Raw genomic sequence first — 15,564 nt, forward strand, 5'->3', positions numbered from 1 at the left:
ACTATTTGGTCGACGAAGTTTCGATGCCACGTGTCGACGCCGGCGCCGGAAGACCGGCGCTGATCAACAGACCTTCGGCGCGGAGTCGTGAACCCGCAATCATTCTGTTGCGGGCCGACCAGGGACGACGATAATCTCTGAGCCGGGCATGGTCCTGCGCCTCACCCTCGTTTCCGGTGCTCACGCCACCGGCGTTGTGAGGGCAAAGGGGGCGGATGCCCTCGGGACGCCGGCAGCACATGCCCCATCCGGCGGGGCCAACAGGAGCGTGAGTTCTGGTGGCCTGCGTCGTCGAGGGGAGCATGTCATGACCAGGCAGAAGTCTTTCAAGACGCTCGTGCGGGCGCGCATGGAGAAGACCGGCGAGAGCTACACGACAGCTCGCCGCCACGTCGCCGAGAAGCAGCATTCAACGTCGGACTCTGGTGTTGACGTCGAGCCTGCGGTGACCGACACGGACAGCGGCGCTCCCCCGGGCGTCCGGCCGCAACAGTTCTCTGACGAGTCCGTCCTCGCCCACACAGGACGGACCTGGGCCGAGTGGTTCAGTGAACTGGACGCCTGGGGCGGAACGGAACGCCGCCACAGCGAGATCGCTGGCTGGATCGTCGAGCAACACGATGTCCCTGGTTGGTGGGCGCAGGGCATCACTGTGGCCTACGAGCAGGCCAGAGGGATGCGAGCACCCGGGCAGCGTTCGGACGGGTACTTCACCGCCAACGCGAGCAAGACGGTTTCGGTCCCTGTCGAGCGGCTGTTCGAGGCGTTCTCCGACGACGAGCTTCGCGAACGGTGGCTGCTCGGTGCGACGCTGGAGGTGCGCACGGTCAGAGCGCCGAAGTCGTTCCGCGCCAGGTGGGGCGACGGATCGACTCGCCTCGTCGCGGGCTTCGAGCGGAAGAGCGAGGAGAAGTCACAGGTGAGTCTGGCCCACGAGAAACTACCGGACGCGGACGCGGCAGGGCAGATGAAGTCCTACTGGCGCGAGAGGCTCGCCGAGCTGAAGCAGCTGCTCGAGGCGTGAGCGACGGCTGCACGACAGCGCTCCCGCAAGTTCCACGATTGATTGCGGGAGCGCCGCCAGTTGAGTGTCCGTGACCCCGTCAGTCGGTCACGAGTGTTTGAACCTCAGCAACCGGAATGTTGAGCGTGGTCTCCGTCGTGATCGGGTCGAGCGTCCCGCTGTCCGTTTCGGTGTCACCGACGCCGCCACGCCATGAGGTGTTCCAAGCGGAGGACACGGTGACCGGGTAGCCGCCGGGCAGGTGCGTCGACGCTCGGTTGAACTGCACCGAGCAGGCAGGGTCACTGCCGGGAGACCACGCGGTGACGGCCTCCGCGGGTGTGCAGGTCGTGGAGCCGGCCTGTGAAGCGATCTGCAGCCCGTCCGTTTCGGCGCGGATCTCCACCCAGACGCCGGTCTCGGGGATGGTGGCGCGGATCTCGTGGACGCCGTCCTCGCCGCCGACCGACGCGGGGTCGGTCACCCAGAACCCGGTGTCGACGTTCACCAGCGTGGTGTTGGCGGTGTTCTCGAGTTTCGGGTTCTGCTCGACTTGAGGGTTGGGGATCTTGATCTGTGCCTGAGCGGCGAGGGCCAGTTCCTCGGGTTGGATCACGACAGGCGGCTCGCCCTCGGTCTCCTCGTACCAGCCAGCCCATTTCGGGATGCACGCGTCCGGGTACCAGTCCTGACACGCGCCGAGGAACTCTTCCATGGCACCTGGTGGTGGGTCTTCGACACATTCAGCCAAGTACCACTGCCCAGGAGTTTTCTTGTCTTTCTTAATTGCTTGTGCGACTTCGTCCGGTGTCGGAAGGAAGATCAATGTAATGGGTAACGAAGAGACTGCACCGATCCACCAGCCAGCGAACGCATGTTCGTCTCCCGGGAACGGCACCCACCAGCACTTGGCTGGGACCGATACCGTGGTGGTAGTACTGCCGCCGGGGACTACATCACCGTCGATAGTGATCGTCTGCTCGACAGTGCCCTCGACCGTGTTGTTATCGTCATCGGACTCGCCGTCACCGGGACCCGCGGCGGCTGGAGCCATACTCGTCGCGAGTGCGAGCGCAATGCCTGTTACGCCTGCGGTAACAATCTTCGATCTAGTGGTCATTCGAACATTCCTTCGCACTGTGTCACGTCTTCCGCATACTCGACGCGCGTGGATTTCCATGCGCCGTCGACTTGCTCGAAGTTCATGGTGCCGAGGTACAGCTCATCAGCCGTCTTAGGTGGCCCCTCTGCGTAGATGTCGGTCCAGATGCCACCACCCATACAGAATTCCAGTGAGCCCGTCGTTGAACCGGCTTCGACGGAGAGAATTCGATGCTCTAGTGGTGGGCCAACGCTGACGCGTTTGAGGTCCACCGATTCTTGTGCATAGTCGCGCATGGTGTCGAGGTGGACCCCAGTCGAGTGCTCGGCAACATGTGTCTGTTCAACCGGAACACCCCAGAGAATCTGTTCCCAGGCTGCTTGTACGTGTGCGAACGATGCGACAACTGCGGCTTCTTGGTCGCTCGCGTCAGCGGGTGGTTCAACCGGAACCGACTCACGGAGTTCGACGACGCGTTCCTCCGGGAGGTACGGCTGGGTGAAGGTGTTGGCCGGTGTCGTTTCCGACTCGGCGGTGGGGTCGCTGCTACCGGCGTTGGTCGGTGGCGCAGTGGCCGATGGGGTCTCGCTGGGCGCGGGTGTCCCGGTGGATGCCGGCGTGTCGGTGTCGGCGGCGAGCCCGGTGGGCTCGTCGGACGAGTCCGAACAGGCGGTCAGACCGAGCACGGTCACAACGGCAGCGGTGACGCCGATGGCGCGAAGCATTCATCCCCCACGAGACAACAGTCGAAATGCCGTCACACTCTACCGGACGAGTGGAAACGTCGGCCCCTCGAGTCGGTTGATACTGGACAAATCCCTCGTGAAGCGTTGCCGACACGAGGTGTGACCACAGGATGCGCCGTCGTCACGCGGTCGGCGCGGCTGATTCGTCGGCCGGAGCCGGGCGGAGCTGCCTGGCCACGGCGGCTGTCTCGGGGTCGTCGCTGTTGCGCAGCGCCGCCCACTGTTCCTCGTGTCCCTCCGGTGGGGCGAGGTCGCCGGTACCGCGCGAGCCGGTGGCGACTGTGGAGGCCGTCAGCTGCACCAGTTCGTCAGTGTCGGCGGTGCCGTCGGATGTCGCACGCCGGACGGTCTCGACCAGGGTCTTCGGATCGGCGTTGTGCACGAACTCCTTGGCGTAGTACGGGTCGTGCTGGCCGGACCTGAGATCGGTGACCAGATCGCGAACCGCCGGCTTCTGTTCGGCCGGCACCGAGAACCGCTGGGCTGTTTCGTTCCCGTTCTGGAACGACTTGTGCGGTGGAAGCGTCGGAATCTGCGTCTCGTCGGTGATGATCGGCTGCCGTGTCACCGGTAGGTGCGGGTCGACGCGGCGAGGCGAGTCGCCTTCGAGGTCCTGCGCCAGCGCGAGACGGCGGCGGAGGTCCGGAAGCACTTCCTCGATCCAGGCCGTGACCTGGTCGAAACCGTTCGTCTCGGACGTGTCGAGCTGTACACCCGACAGGATCGATCGCAGCTCGCCCTGCAGTTCGACGACCTGGTCGCCGGCGCGTTCCATGGCTGCCACCAGGCGGGTCATGGCTTCGATGTCGATGGAGACTTTGTTCTCGGGCGGAATGACCGGCTCGCCGGGCTTGGTGTCGTCCGGTGGTTCGCCGATCTCGATCGGCGCCGGCTCCTCGCCGGTGTCTTCGGGCTCGTCCCCGGTGCCCTCGGCGTAGAGGGCCTGGTCGTCGTCGCTTCCGGAGGTGTCGTCGTCGGGAGGCGAAGCCTCCGGGTTTTCGTCGCCGCCGGTCTCGCTCGTCGGGTCACTGCCCGTCGACTCGCTGTCGGTGGTGTCGTCGCTGGTGGACGAGCCGCCTCCGTACCCGCCGGAGCCGCCGCCGTCGTAGCCCTCCGAGCTGTCCGAGTCGTACCCGCTCGCGTAGTCCGAACCCGCGGAGGGCTCGTAGTCGTAGCCGGACGTCGCGTCGTCGCCGGCGAGGGAATCCTTGTCGAGCGACCCGGAATTCTTGGTGGCCAGCGAGTTGACCTCTTTGCCGGGATCGTCCTGGAGGTCACCCTGCATCTTCGTCATAGCGGTCTCGGCTCCACGACGTTGTCGTCACCATGGTTGTCGAGTGCTTCCTGGATGGTGTCGAGGCACCGCTCGGCGGTCGCCCCGGTCTGGCGCGCATGCTCGGTCAGTCCGCCGGAGAACTCGTCGGCCCGCCGGCTGACCCACGCACCGTCCTCCATGGCCTTCAACGCCGGGTCGAGCAGTGACGACAGTTCGTCGACGACCAGCTGGGCCCGGTGCAACGCCATCTCGAGCTCCTCACGTGTCGGCTGCGGGAAGCAACCGACAGGAGGTTCGAGGATCGGCGGCCTGCCGATCGGTGTTTCCACTTCGTAGTCGGGCTGCAGGTCGACGTGGTCGGGTTGGTTGTGGATATCGGGGAACTCGACGTGGTCCGGCTGGTCCTCCGGAACCGGTGGAGTCTGCCCGTAGTCGGGCTGGGTGTGGATGTCCGGCAGAGGCTGCTCGTCCGGCTGGTTGTGCACGGGCGGGGTGTCCGACGGCGGGCGGGGAGTCGAAGCGGAGTCCGGTGCGGTCTCGACCCCGTGCGGGGGCGGAGCGTTGTCCGTCATCTCGCGCCTTCCACCATGCTCAAGTCGCGGCCGTTGTCGCGGACAACAGGCGTCGATGTAGCCATACCCGACTGTCCGCGAGAGTTACGATACCGGTCACATGTCCGGTCGCAACGGCGTGATCGGTTGCCCTGCGACGTACGCCGGTTGCCCTGTCACGTACGCAGGCGCAACCTGCGTGTGGACCCGGCCGATAGGCTGGTCGGCAGAAGTTGCCCGGATCGTTTGGAGCCGAACGTTCATGCCCGTCGAGTCGTTGTTCGCTCAGCTCGAGCCCCTGCTCGAGCAGGTGACCAAGCCGATCCAGTACGTCGGAGGCGAGCTGGGCTCGACCCCCAAGGACTGGGACGACGCGGACGTGCGCTGGGCGTTGATGTACCCCGACGCCTACGAGGTCGGCCTGCCCAACCAGGGCGTTCAGATTCTGTACGAGGTGCTGAACGAGCAGCCACGTGTCCTGGCCGAGCGCACGTACGCGGTGTGGCCGGACCTCGAGCGGCTGATGCGCGAGCACGGCGTCAGCCAGTTCACCGTCGATGCGCACCGCCCGGTGGGCGCGTTCGACCTCCTGGGCGTCTCGTTCGCGACCGAACTGGGGTACACGAACCTGCTCACGGCCCTCGACCTGGCCGGGCTTCCGCTGGAGGCCGTCGCACGCACGGACGAGCACCCCGTCGTCGTCGCCGGCGGGCACGCGGCGTTCAACCCGGAGCCCATCGCCGAGTTCGTCGACGCCGTCGTGCTCGGTGACGGTGAGGAGGTCGTGCTCGCGATCAACGAGGTCGTGCGTGAGTGGAAGGCCGAGGGGTGTCCAGGCGGGCGCGACGGCCTGCTGGAGCGCCTCGCCGCGGGTGGCGGCGTCTACGTCCCCAAGTTCTACGACGTCGACTACCTGCCGGACGGCCGCATCGCTCGGGTCGTGCCCAACCGCGCCGGCGTGCCCGAGCGCGTGCACAAGCACACCGTCATGGACCTGGACCAGTGGCCGTACCCGCGGAAGCCGCTGGTGCCGCTGGCGGAGACGGTGCACGAGCGCTACAGCGTCGAGATCTTCCGCGGCTGCACCCGCGGGTGCCGGTTCTGCCAGGCCGGCATGATCACCCGGCCGGTGCGCGAACGCTCCATCGAGACCATCGGCGACATGGTGCAGACAGGGGTCGAGAACTCCGGGTTCACCGAGGTCGGGCTGTTGTCGTTGTCCAGCGCCGATCACTCCGAGATCGGCGACATCGCCAAGGGCCTGGCCGACCGGTACGAGGGCACCAACACCTCGCTGTCGCTGCCGTCCACCCGCGTCGACGCGTTCAACGTCACCCTCGCCGACGAGCTCTCCCGCAACGGGCGGCGCTCCGGGTTGACGTTCGCGCCCGAGGGTGGCTCGGAGCGGCTGCGCAAGGTCATCAACAAGATGGTCAGCGAGGACGACCTGATCCGGACCGTTTCCACGGCGTTCGGGCACGGCTGGCGGCAGGTGAAGCTGTACTTCATGTGCGGGCTGCCCACCGAGACCGACGAGGACGTGCTGGCCATCGCCGACCTCGCCAAGCGGGTCATCGCCGCCGGCCGCGAGGTCTCCGGCCGCCGCGACATCCGCTGCACCGTCTCCATCGGCGGTTTCGTGCCCAAGCCGCACACGCCGTTCCAGTGGGCCGGACAGACGGACCACGAGGTCGTCGACGACCGATTGCACAAGCTGCGTGACGCGGTGCGTTCCGACCGTTCGTACGGAAAGTCGATCGGCCTGCGATACCACGAGGGCAAGCCGAGCATGATCGAAGGGCTGCTGTCCCGCGGCGACCGGCGCGTCGGCCGGATCGTGCGCGAGGTGTGGGAGGACGGCGGCCGGTTCGACGGCTGGGGCGAGCACTTCTTGTACGACCGATGGCTGCGGTGCGCGGAGCAGGCGCTGGCCGGCGAACCCGTCGACCTGGCCTGGTTCACCACCCGTGAGCGCGACCGTGACGAGGTGCTGCCGTGGGACCACCTCGACTCCGGGCTGGACCGTGACTGGCTGTGGGAGGACTGGCAGGACGCCCAGGACGAGATCGAGCTGGACGACTGCCGGTGGACGCCGTGCTTCGACTGCGGGGTGTGCCCGCAGATGGGCACGGAGATCCAGACCGGACCCACCGGACAGAAGCTGCTGCCGCTGAGCGTCGTCTGATCATTCTCCGAGCAGGCGGAGGAGGTCGGCGCGGCGGCGCGGGACGTCGTGACTCTCGACGTACCACTCGATGTCGTCGCTGATCAGGCTGGTGAGCAGGGCGACGTCGACGTCGTCGCCGGCCGAGCGCAGGTGGTAGGGCGGCGGATAGTAGCTGTCGCCGAGGAACAGCACGCCGTCGCCCGGCACCCGCACGACCGTCGAATCGGGCGTGTGCTGACCGCCGACGTGCTCCACGTGCACGGTCACGCCGCCCTCGGTGATGGTGACGCGGTCGGTGAACGTCCGGTCCGGCACCACGATCCGCAGCTCGCCGAAGTCGTCGACCGCGCGCGAACGAGCCGTGTAGCTCGGCTTCAGCAGCGGCTCCCGGTCCATCTCGGCGCGTAGGTACTCGTGGCTCCAGGGGAGGGCGGCGTCGGTGGCGAGCAGTTCGGCGCAGCGCTCGTGCGCCAGCACCGGGACACCCCACTCGGCGACGCCCCACGTGTGGTCCCAGTGGTGGTGGGTGAGCACCAGCAACCGCGCCGGTGGAAGCCCGGTGGCGTCGACGGCCGCGCGGACCTCGCGCGCCATCGCGGGGCTCTGGCCGGCGTCCACCACGATGCTGCCCGACGTCCCGGCGACGACGCCCACACAGGCGCGGACCGTGGCCGGGTCGGGGTCGTGCGGCCACAGCCACACGTTGTCGGTCAGGCGCTGCAGTCCGGTCGACACCTGGCAACCTCCTCGGATCCGGTCCGACCGTAGGCTGTCCGAGTGCGTATCAGTGTCGTCGACGCCTTCACCGACCGTCCGTTCGCCGGCAACCCGGCCGGGGTCTGCCGGCTCGAGAGCGCCGCGGACCCCGCGTGGATGCAGGCCGTGGCGGCGGAGATGAAGCACTCCGAGACGGCGTTCGTCCGGCCGGCCGACGACGGTGACGCGGACTTCGAACTGCGCTGGTTCACTCCGGAGACCGAGGTCGACCTGTGCGGGCACGCCACGCTGGCGACGGCGCACGTGCTGTTCGACGAGGGAGTCGCGGCCCCGGTGCGTTTCGGTACGCGCAGTGGTGTGCTCACCGTCGATCGTGACGCCGACGGCGTCATCGGCATGGACTTCCCGGCGCATCCCGCGCAGGAGACACAGCCGGTGCCGGGTCTGGCCGAGGCGCTCGGGGCCGAGGTGCGGTGGACCGGCCGCAGCAGGTTCGACGTCCTGGCCGCCGTCCACGACGAGCAGACGGTGCGCCGGCTCGCTCCGGACGTCGACGCGCTCACCCGAGTCGACGCGCGCGGCATCATCGTGACGGCCGCAGCCGACGAGGCCGGCACCGACTTCGTCTCCCGGTTCTTCGCCCCGCGGGTGGGCGTGCCGGAGGATCCGGTCACCGGGTCGGCGCACTGCGTCCTGGCGCCGTACTGGGCCTGGGCGCTGGGGCGTGCCGACGGTCACGCGATGACCGGCCGTCAGCTGTCCAGCCGCGGCGGAACGGTGCGGACGACGATGCACGGCGACCGCGTCCGGCTCGCCGGACGGGCCGTCACCGTCGTCGACGGCCAGCTCGACGGCGGGGCGGCGCACGGTTGAGCACGGCCCCGGTGATCTTCGTGGGGGCGCTGTCGCCGCGGTGCGCGTGATCCCGGCGCTGATCATCGGACGTGCTCCGGAGAGAATGTAAGGGTGAGTCGACCGACACCGGATCGCGATCAGCCGCCGGCCGTGCAGAAGCTGCGGGTGCGCTTCGCCAAACGCGGCCGGATGCGGTTCACCAGCCACCGCGACTTCCAGCGGGCGTTCGAGCGTGCGCTGCGCCGCGCCCATGTGCCGATGGCGTTCTCACACGGGTTCACCCCGCACCCGAAGGTCTCCTACCTCGGCGCCTCGCCCACCGGAGCGGCGAGCGAGGCCGAGTACCTGGAGGTTTCGGTCACGCAGGAGTGTGATCCTGAACACATCCGCTCCGCACTGGACGAGGCGCTACCGGACGGGTTCGACGTGGTCGATCTGGTGATCGCGGGGCCCGGGGCGCTGGCCGACCGGTTGCAGGTGTCGTCGTGGCTGCTGGAGATGGGTGGTGCCGACGTCGCGACGGTGACCGACGCCGTCGACGGATTCCTGGCGGCCGAATCCGTCGAGGTGCGGCGCAGGACCAAGAACGGCACCCGGACCCTGGACGCGCGGGCCGTGCTGCTGCACGGCGACGTCACCGGCGACGATCCCGTCGCGGTGACCGCGGTGATCCGGCACGAGTCACCGACCGTCCGACCGGACGAGATCATGGCCGGCCTGCGTCTCGTGGCCGGGTTCGAGCCGCCCGCACCGCCGCGGGTCACCCGGTTGGCGCAGGGCTTGTGGAGCAACGGCGCCATCGACGATCCGTTGGCGCCGGACCGGGTCGGCGGCGCGTCGGCGCCGGGTCGACGGGGCGAGTGACGCGTGTCGCAACGTCCGCGCGACCGTTGTGGGCTCGACGTGTGCGATACTCGGGAATGATCGGGCGGAACGTACCGTTCGATCCGATGACGTCCTCGCCGACGTCCTGCGCGTGGTCGATACGGCGCCGCTGAGGTCTCAGGGCCGGGGCGTGCGACGGTTACCTGCGTCTGAGTCGTTCGGCACGGTCGACCGGCGAGAGGGCCCGGTGGAGTGGTGCATGCCGCGCCACCGCTGGGAGCCCGAACGTGGCGACCGACGCACGAGTTCGGTGGACGTCGTCGAAACACAGGCTTTCCACCTGTCGTGGTCGTACGAGGCTGCGCCGGGTGGCCGATGGGAAGCTCTGGACGGGCTGCTGCGCGCCGGTGACGGCGCGGCGCCCCGCATCCGGAGCTGACGGGAGTGCAACCCGCATGCAGGAAGAGAACAACGGCTCGGCAGGCGATACCAGCTCGGCGGTGGAGGCCGCCGCCGACGAGCGTCAGGCGCCGGCCAAGCGGCGTCGAGCTGCCAGCCGCGCCGCAGGCCCCCCGGTCGAGGACGGTGTGCCCACGGCCGACACCGGTAGTGACGCCGCCGACGGAGGCGAGGCCACTGCCGCGCCGGTGAAGGCTACGGCCAAGAAGACCGCGGCGAAGAAGACCACCGCCAAGAAGACGACGGCGGCGAAGGCCACGGCGAAGAAGTCCACCGCGGCGAAGACCGCCACGAAGGCGACGACGGCGGAGAGCGCTGCGGCCGAACCGGCGGAGCCGGGCGTGTCGGCCGCGGCCTCCGGTGACGACGACGGCGAGGCCGCCGCACCGTCGTCGAAGGCTCCGGCCAAGAAGACCGCCACCAGGAAGTCCGCCGGCAAATCCACCGCCAAGAAGGCCACCACCGGAAAATCCGGCGCCGAGCAGGCGACGGGGGAGCAGGCGACGGGCGAGCAGGCGGCCGCCGATCAGGCGACCGCCAAGAAGAGCACGGCCAACAAGAGCACCGCGAAGAAGACCACCGCCAAGAAGACGACCGCGACGAAGTCGACGGCCAAAAAGACCGCCGACACACGCCGGACGAGCGCCGCGAAGACCGCCGAGCCGGAGACCCCGGCCGCGGAATCGGACACGGCAGCCCCGCCCGCGTCGGCGCCCGAGTCGATCGACGTCACGGCCGAGTCGACGGAGGGGGCGCCGGCCCCGTCGGCCAGGTCCCGCAACCGCGGTGGTCGCAGCCGGTCCAAGACCGGCACGGCCACGACCGGCACGGCCACGACCGGCACGGCCACGACCGGCACGGCCACGACCGGCACGGACGCGTCGACGGGCACGGACACGGCTGCGGACGCGTCCGCAGCCGTGCCGCAGAGCGAGTCGCCGACCGCCGACGTCACGGAGCCGGCTCCGAGTGGCGGCTTCCCGGACGAGCCCGCCGGCCCCGCCGCCGGGTCGCGACAGCCCGAGGCCGAGGCCGCCGGTTCGGTACTGTTCCAGCCGCCGCCGGCATTCGACACCACGCCGCTGTTCGCCCCGCCCGACCCGGCTGCCGCGACCCCCGCCGCGCCGACCTCGTCCGCTCCGCCGGCGCCGGCCGACGACGCGGTCGACGATGCGGAGGACACCGAGGACTCCGAGGGTGAGGCGACGTCCGGCACGGCAACCGCGAGCGAGACCGACGAGAGCGACGACGGTGAGGGGACCCGCCGGAAGCGCCGCCGCAGAGGCGGTCGCGGCCGCCGGCGCCGCAGCGACGACTCGGCCGATGCCGACGGTGACGAGTCCGCCGGCGACGAGGACACGCCGCGAGCCGACGACTCCACCGGCCCGGACAAGGCCGACAGCGAGCGGCCCGACGGCCGAGGTGGTGACGCCGACGGCGACACCGACAGCGACGACGACGGTGAGGGTGGTGGCAACCGCCGGCGTCGGCGTCGTCGCCGCCGCAAGAGCGAGTCCGACTCCGAGGAGACGCGCCCCGACGACCCGCCGAACACGGTCGTGCGGGTCCGTGACCAACGTGAAGCCGAGGACGAGGTCACCTCGGTCAAGGGTTCGACCCGGCTCGAGGCGAAGAAGCAACGCCGGCGTGAGGGCCGCGAGGCCGGACGTCGCCGGCCGCCGATCCTGTCCGAGTCCGAGTTCCTCGCCCGCAGGGAGGCCGTCGACCGGGTGATGGCGGTACGCCAGTCCGGCGACCTGACCCAGATCGGCGTGCTCGAGGACGACGTGCTGGTCGAGCACTACGTCAGCCGGGCGTCGCAGCAGTCGCTGATCGGCAACGTCTACCTCGGCCGGGTGCAGAACGTGCTGCCCGCGATGGAGGCGGCGTTCGTCGACATCGGCCGCGGCCGCAACGCCGTGCTGTACGCCGGTGAGGTCGACTGGTCGTCGATGGGCAAGACGGACGGTTCGAAGCGCATCGAGGACGTGCTCAAGTCCGGGCAGTCGGTGCTCGTGCAGGTGACCAAGGACCCCATCGGGCACAAGGGCGCGCGGCTCACCGGACAGGTCAGCCTTCCGGGCCGGTACGTCGTCTACGTCCCCGGCGGTTCGATGAACGGCATCAGCCGCAAGCTGCCGGACACCGAACGCAGCCGGCTGAAGAAGATCCTCAAGCAGGTCGTTCCCGAGGACGCCGGCGTCATCGTGCGGACGGCGGCCGAAGGTGCCTCCGAAGAGGCGCTGACCAACGACGTCTCGCGGCTGCAGGCCGAGTGGGAGGCGATCAGCAAGAAGTCCAACGGCAACGCTCCGGCGTTGTTGCACGGCGAGCCGGACCTGGCCATCAAGGTGGTCCGGGACCTGTTCAACGAGGACTTCACCAAGCTCGTCGTCTCCGGCGACCGCGCGTGGGACACGATCGACGAGTACGTCACGCACGTCGCGTCGTCGCTGCGTGAGCGGGTGGAGCGCTGGACCGGACCCGGCGACGTCTTCGCCGCGTACCGGATCGACGAGCAGATCACCAAGGCGATGGATCGCAAGGTGTGGTTGCCCAGTGGCGGGTCGCTGATCATCGACCGGACCGAGGCGATGACCGTCGTCGACGTCAACACGGGCAAGTTCACCGGCTCCGGTGGCAACCTCGAGGAGACGGTCACCCGTAACAACCTCGAAGCGGCCGAAGAGATCGTGCGCCAGCTTCGGCTGCGCGACATCGGCGGCATCGTCGTCATCGACTTCATCGACATGGTGCTCGAGGCCAACCGTGACCTGGTGTTGCGGCGGCTGGTCGAGTGCCTCGGACGCGACCGCACGAAGCACCAGGTCGCCGAGGTGACGTCGCTCGGTCTGGTGCAGATGACCCGCAAGCGCATCGGCACCGGCCTGCTCGAGGCGTTCAGCGAGTCCTGTCCGCACTGCAAGGGACGCGGGCTCGTGGTGCACTCGCACCCGGTCGACTCCGGCGGCTCCGATTCGGGCGGCTCGTCCGGATCGGGTGGCTCGGGCGGGTCGTCGGGACGTTCGGGCAAGTCCGACAAGCGCAACCGCAAGCGTAAGAGCGAGCAGAACGACAAGCCGCCGGCCGAGCCCGCGGCGCCGAAGCTCGAGGCGTCGGCGGAGCCGGGGGAGGCCTCTCCGGCGGACCTGATGCCGATCGCCGGGCAGGAGAACGGCACCGGCAACGGCGAGAGCACCAGCAGCGCCGGCGGCGGTGACGGTACGAGCACAGACACGAGCGCTGGTACGGCTGCCGCGTCCGTCGACGGCACGCCGGCCACGAACGGCACGTCGCCGGCGGCGGAGCCGGCCACGGCGTCCGGTTCGAACGACGAGGCTGCGGCGGGTTCGGGGCAACCGCGTCGCCGCACCCGCCGTCGTGCGCAGCGCCCGGCGGGACGCCCGGAGAGTCAGCCCGATGCCGGCGACGACGGCGGCGGGAAGGCCGACGACTCCGTCGCGGCGCCGGTGTGAACCACTTCCGTGCGCATGATCATCAACGGTTCGCCCCGTCCTGGCGCGGCGGATCGTTGATGATCAACGGGAAAGTGATGCTGGTTTGACCAGGCGATGCCGCATTCCGTACCCTAGACCGTCGGCGCGACCTGCGCCCCAACCGCGTGCCCGCATCTCGTGGGGCATGCGCGCCCGCAAAGCCCGAGTGAGAGAGTGAGTCCGCGGTGTACGCGATCGTCCGCAGCGGCGGTAACCAGAAGAAGGTCTCCGTCGGAGACATCATCGACGTCGACCGGCTCGACGGCGAGGTCGGCGCCACGGTCACGCTTCCGGCGGTACTGCTCGTCGACGGCGAGACGGTGACCTCCGACGCGCAGAAGCTCGCGGGCGTGTCCGTCAACGCGGAGATCGTCGGCGACACGAAGGGCCCGAAGGTCACCATCCTCCGGTACAAGAACAAGACCGGGTACCGGCGGCGCCAGGGGCACCGCCAGCGGTACACCCAGGTCAAGGTCACCGGTATCGAGACGAAGTAGGCAGGAACCACCACATGGCTCACAAGAAGGGCGCCTCGTCCAGTAAGAACGGGCGCGACTCCAACGCACAGCGGCTCGGCGTGAAGCGCTTCGGTGGCCAGGTCGTCGGCGCCGGCGAGATCATCGTCCGCCAGCGCGGCACACACTTCCACCCCGGCGACAACGTCGGCCGGGGCAAGGACGACACGCTGTTCGCGCGCTCGCCCGGCGAGGTCGCCTTCGGCGTGAAGCGCGGGCGCAAGGTCGTGAACATCGTCCCCGCGGGGGAATGACCCCGCGCGACACGCGAATCAGCGCAGGGCGGGCCGGTCGTGCTGACCGGCCCGCCTTTTGCGTGTGACCCGTGCCGGGCACCAGCGGCACATGATGAAGGAATGAGGTGCGACGATGGCGATTCCGACGTTCGTCGATCGTGTCGTGCTGCATCTGGCGGCCGGCTCCGGTGGGCACGGCTGCGTGTCCGTACACCGCGAGAAGTTCAAGCCGCTGGGCGGCCCCGACGGCGGTAACGGGGGACGTGGCGGCGACATCGTGCTCGTCGTCGATCCCGGCGTGACGACACTGCTCGACTACCATCGCCGGCCGCACCGCCGGGCGGGTAACGGCGCGCCCGGCGAGGGCAGCATGCGCAACGGCGCGGACGGCGACGACATCGTGCTCGCCGTCCCGGACGGCACCGTCGTCACCGGCCGGGACGGCCGGCCCATCGCCGACCTGGTCGGTTCCGGGACGCGGCTGGTGATCGCCCAGGGCGGCCGCGGCGGGCTCGGCAACGCCGCGCTGGCGACCAAGCGCCGCCGCGCGCCGGGGTTCGCGCTGCTCGGCGAGCCCGGGCAGGCGAGCGACATCGTCCTGGAGCTGAAGAGCGTCGCCGACGTGGGTCTTGTCGGGTTCCCCAGCGCCGGCAAGTCGAGCCTGATCGCCGCGATGTCGGCCGCGCGGCCGAAGATCGCCGACTACCCGTTCACCACGCTGACGCCGAACCTCGGCGTCGTCGAGGCCGGTGACGTCCGCTTCACCGTCGCCGACGTTCCCGGCCTGATCGAGGGGGCGAGCGAGGGGCGCGGCCTGGGCCACGAGTTCCTGCGCCACGTCGAACGCTGCAAGGCGCTGGTGCACGTCGTCGACGGCGCCACCCCGGAGTCCGGGCGGGATCCGGTGCACGACATCCAGGTCATCGAGGCCGAGCTGGAGCGCCACGGCGGCCTGGACGACCGGCCGCGGCTGGTGGCGCTGAACAAGGTGGACGTGCCGGACGCGCGGGAGCTGGCCGAGATGGTGCGCGCGGACATCGAGGCCATGGGCTGGCGGGTGTTCCCCATCTCCGCGGTCACCGGCGACGGTCTGCGTGAGCTGTCGTTCGCGATGGCGTCGCTGGTCAGCGATGCCCGGGCGGCCGCGCCGGCAGCCGAGCCGACGAGGCTGGTGCTGCGTCCGGAGGCGGTCGACGACGACGGGTTCACCGTCACCCGCGAGGGCGAGCGGTTCCGGGTACGCGGCGTCAAGCCGGAGCGCTGGATCCAGCAGACGGACTTCAGCAACGACGAGGCCGTCGGCTATCTGGCCGACCGGCTCGCCCGGCTCGGTGTGGAGGACGAGCTGGTCAAGGCCGGCGCCGAACCCGGAGACGAGGTCGTCATCGGCGGCGAGGACGCGGTCGTGTTCGACTGGGAGCCGAGCATGCACGCGGGCTCGGAGCTGCTGGGCCGGCGAGGCAGCGACCCACGGCTGGAGTGAGCCGCGGCGCTCCCCGTCCCCGTCCCCCGTCCCGATGATCATCGGCACTTAGTCGCCATATGGGCGGGAAAGTGCCGATGATCATGGGCGGAGGGGGAGGCGTGGGCGGAGTATCGTTCTGGGGACACGAGG

The 15,564-nt window shown here is 69.5% G+C and carries 14 protein-coding genes; 9 read left to right on the forward strand and 5 right to left on the reverse strand.

Annotation, left to right across the window (positions count from 1 at the left end; translation table 11 throughout):
• Positions 1 to 307 precede the first annotated feature (307 nt).
• Entirely contained in the window at positions 308 to 1,024 is a 717-nt protein-coding gene (locus CLV30_RS03505; RefSeq protein WP_165358440.1) for a hypothetical protein, read from the forward strand.
• A 79-nt stretch (positions 1,025 to 1,103) separates the two neighbouring features.
• Here the strand turns inward: CLV30_RS03505 and CLV30_RS25860 are convergent, their stop codons facing one another.
• The 4 genes from CLV30_RS25860 to CLV30_RS03520 form a co-directional block, all read right to left on the reverse strand.
• A complete protein-coding gene (locus CLV30_RS25860; RefSeq protein ID WP_129710845.1) occupies positions 1,104 to 2,123 on the reverse strand; it encodes a hypothetical protein in 1,020 nt (339 codons plus the stop codon).
• A complete protein-coding gene (locus tag CLV30_RS25865; protein WP_129710844.1) occupies positions 2,120 to 2,830 on the reverse strand; it encodes a hypothetical protein in 711 nt (236 codons plus the stop codon). Before CLV30_RS25865 ends, CLV30_RS25860 begins: the two co-directional genes overlap by 4 nt.
• Before the next feature lie 142 nt (positions 2,831 to 2,972).
• Positions 2,973 to 4,145, reverse strand: a complete 1,173-nt coding sequence (locus CLV30_RS03515) for a hypothetical protein (protein WP_106535798.1) — start codon at positions 4,143 to 4,145, stop codon at positions 2,973 to 2,975.
• Positions 4,142 to 4,699, reverse strand: a complete 558-nt coding sequence (locus tag CLV30_RS03520; protein ID WP_106535799.1) for a hypothetical protein — start codon at positions 4,697 to 4,699, stop codon at positions 4,142 to 4,144. The genes CLV30_RS03515 and CLV30_RS03520 overlap by 4 nt, the downstream gene beginning before the upstream one ends.
• Positions 4,700 to 4,940: 241 nt before the next feature.
• Here CLV30_RS03520 and CLV30_RS03525 point away from each other — a divergent pair, with 241 nt between their 5' ends.
• Positions 4,941 to 6,863: a TIGR03960 family B12-binding radical SAM protein gene (locus CLV30_RS03525; protein WP_106535800.1), complete on the forward strand. Its 1,923-nt coding sequence runs from the start codon at positions 4,941 to 4,943 to the stop codon at positions 6,861 to 6,863.
• Here CLV30_RS03525 and CLV30_RS03530 read toward each other — a convergent pair whose 3' ends face one another.
• Positions 6,864 to 7,580: an MBL fold metallo-hydrolase gene (locus tag CLV30_RS03530; protein WP_106535801.1), complete on the reverse strand. Its 717-nt coding sequence runs from the start codon at positions 7,578 to 7,580 to the stop codon at positions 6,864 to 6,866.
• Between the two features lie 42 nt (positions 7,581 to 7,622).
• On the opposite strand from CLV30_RS03530, the gene CLV30_RS03535 reads away from it, so the two are divergent.
• From CLV30_RS03535 to obgE, 7 genes are all read left to right on the forward strand, one after another.
• Complete coding sequence (locus CLV30_RS03535) at positions 7,623 to 8,435, forward strand: PhzF family phenazine biosynthesis protein (protein ID WP_106535802.1); 813 nt, start codon at positions 7,623 to 7,625, stop codon at positions 8,433 to 8,435.
• 93 nt (positions 8,436 to 8,528) lie between these two features.
• Entirely contained in the window at positions 8,529 to 9,281 is a 753-nt protein-coding gene (locus CLV30_RS03540) for a TIGR03936 family radical SAM-associated protein (protein WP_205740456.1), read from the forward strand.
• A gap of 220 nt (positions 9,282 to 9,501) precedes the next feature.
• The gene (locus CLV30_RS03545; RefSeq protein WP_129710843.1) at positions 9,502 to 9,681 is read left to right on the forward strand and encodes a hypothetical protein; all 180 of its coding nucleotides are present in this window, start codon (positions 9,502 to 9,504) and stop codon (positions 9,679 to 9,681) included.
• Between the two features lie 16 nt (positions 9,682 to 9,697).
• Positions 9,698 to 13,177 carry an Rne/Rng family ribonuclease gene (locus tag CLV30_RS03550; protein WP_106535805.1) on the forward strand — a complete coding sequence of 1,160 codons (3,480 nt, stop codon included), beginning with the start codon at positions 9,698 to 9,700 and terminating at the stop codon, positions 13,175 to 13,177.
• A gap of 206 nt (positions 13,178 to 13,383) precedes the next feature.
• The gene (gene rplU / locus CLV30_RS03555; RefSeq protein WP_106535806.1) at positions 13,384 to 13,695 is read left to right on the forward strand and encodes a 50S ribosomal protein L21; all 312 of its coding nucleotides are present in this window, start codon (positions 13,384 to 13,386) and stop codon (positions 13,693 to 13,695) included.
• Between the two features lie 14 nt (positions 13,696 to 13,709).
• On the forward strand, positions 13,710 to 13,967 hold the full coding sequence (gene rpmA / locus CLV30_RS03560; protein ID WP_106535807.1) for a 50S ribosomal protein L27: 258 nt from the start codon (positions 13,710 to 13,712) through the stop codon (positions 13,965 to 13,967).
• Between the two features lie 121 nt (positions 13,968 to 14,088).
• Entirely contained in the window at positions 14,089 to 15,432 is a 1,344-nt protein-coding gene (gene obgE, locus CLV30_RS03565; protein ID WP_106536054.1) for a GTPase ObgE, read from the forward strand.
• Positions 15,433 to 15,564 lie beyond the last annotated feature (132 nt).

The sequence above is a fragment of the Haloactinopolyspora alba genome (assembly GCF_003014555.1).
In the GTDB taxonomy this organism is placed as follows: Bacteria; Actinomycetota; Actinomycetes; order Jiangellales; family Jiangellaceae; genus Haloactinopolyspora; species Haloactinopolyspora alba.

Excerpts from the sequence above, each read along its gene's own strand:
- CLV30_RS03505 (WP_165358440.1), top strand. The coding sequence starts at position 308 with ATGACCAGGCAGAAGTCTTTCAAGACGCTCGTGCGGGCGCGCATGGAG.
- CLV30_RS03520 (WP_106535799.1), bottom strand. The coding sequence starts at position 4,699 with ATGACGGACAACGCTCCGCCCCCGCACGGGGTCGAGACCGCACCGGAC.
- CLV30_RS03525 (WP_106535800.1), top strand. The coding sequence starts at position 4,941 with ATGCCCGTCGAGTCGTTGTTCGCTCAGCTCGAGCCCCTGCTCGAGCAG.
- CLV30_RS25860 (WP_129710845.1), bottom strand. The coding sequence starts at position 2,123 with ATGACCACTAGATCGAAGATTGTTACCGCAGGCGTAACAGGCATTGCG.
- CLV30_RS03545 (WP_129710843.1), top strand. The coding sequence starts at position 9,502 with ATGCCGCGCCACCGCTGGGAGCCCGAACGTGGCGACCGACGCACGAGT.
- CLV30_RS03515 (WP_106535798.1), bottom strand. The coding sequence starts at position 4,145 with ATGACGAAGATGCAGGGTGACCTCCAGGACGATCCCGGCAAAGAGGTC.
- CLV30_RS25865 (WP_129710844.1), bottom strand. The coding sequence starts at position 2,830 with ATGCTTCGCGCCATCGGCGTCACCGCTGCCGTTGTGACCGTGCTCGGT.
- rpmA (WP_106535807.1), top strand. The coding sequence starts at position 13,710 with ATGGCTCACAAGAAGGGCGCCTCGTCCAGTAAGAACGGGCGCGACTCC.
- CLV30_RS03550 (WP_106535805.1), top strand. The coding sequence starts at position 9,698 with ATGCAGGAAGAGAACAACGGCTCGGCAGGCGATACCAGCTCGGCGGTG.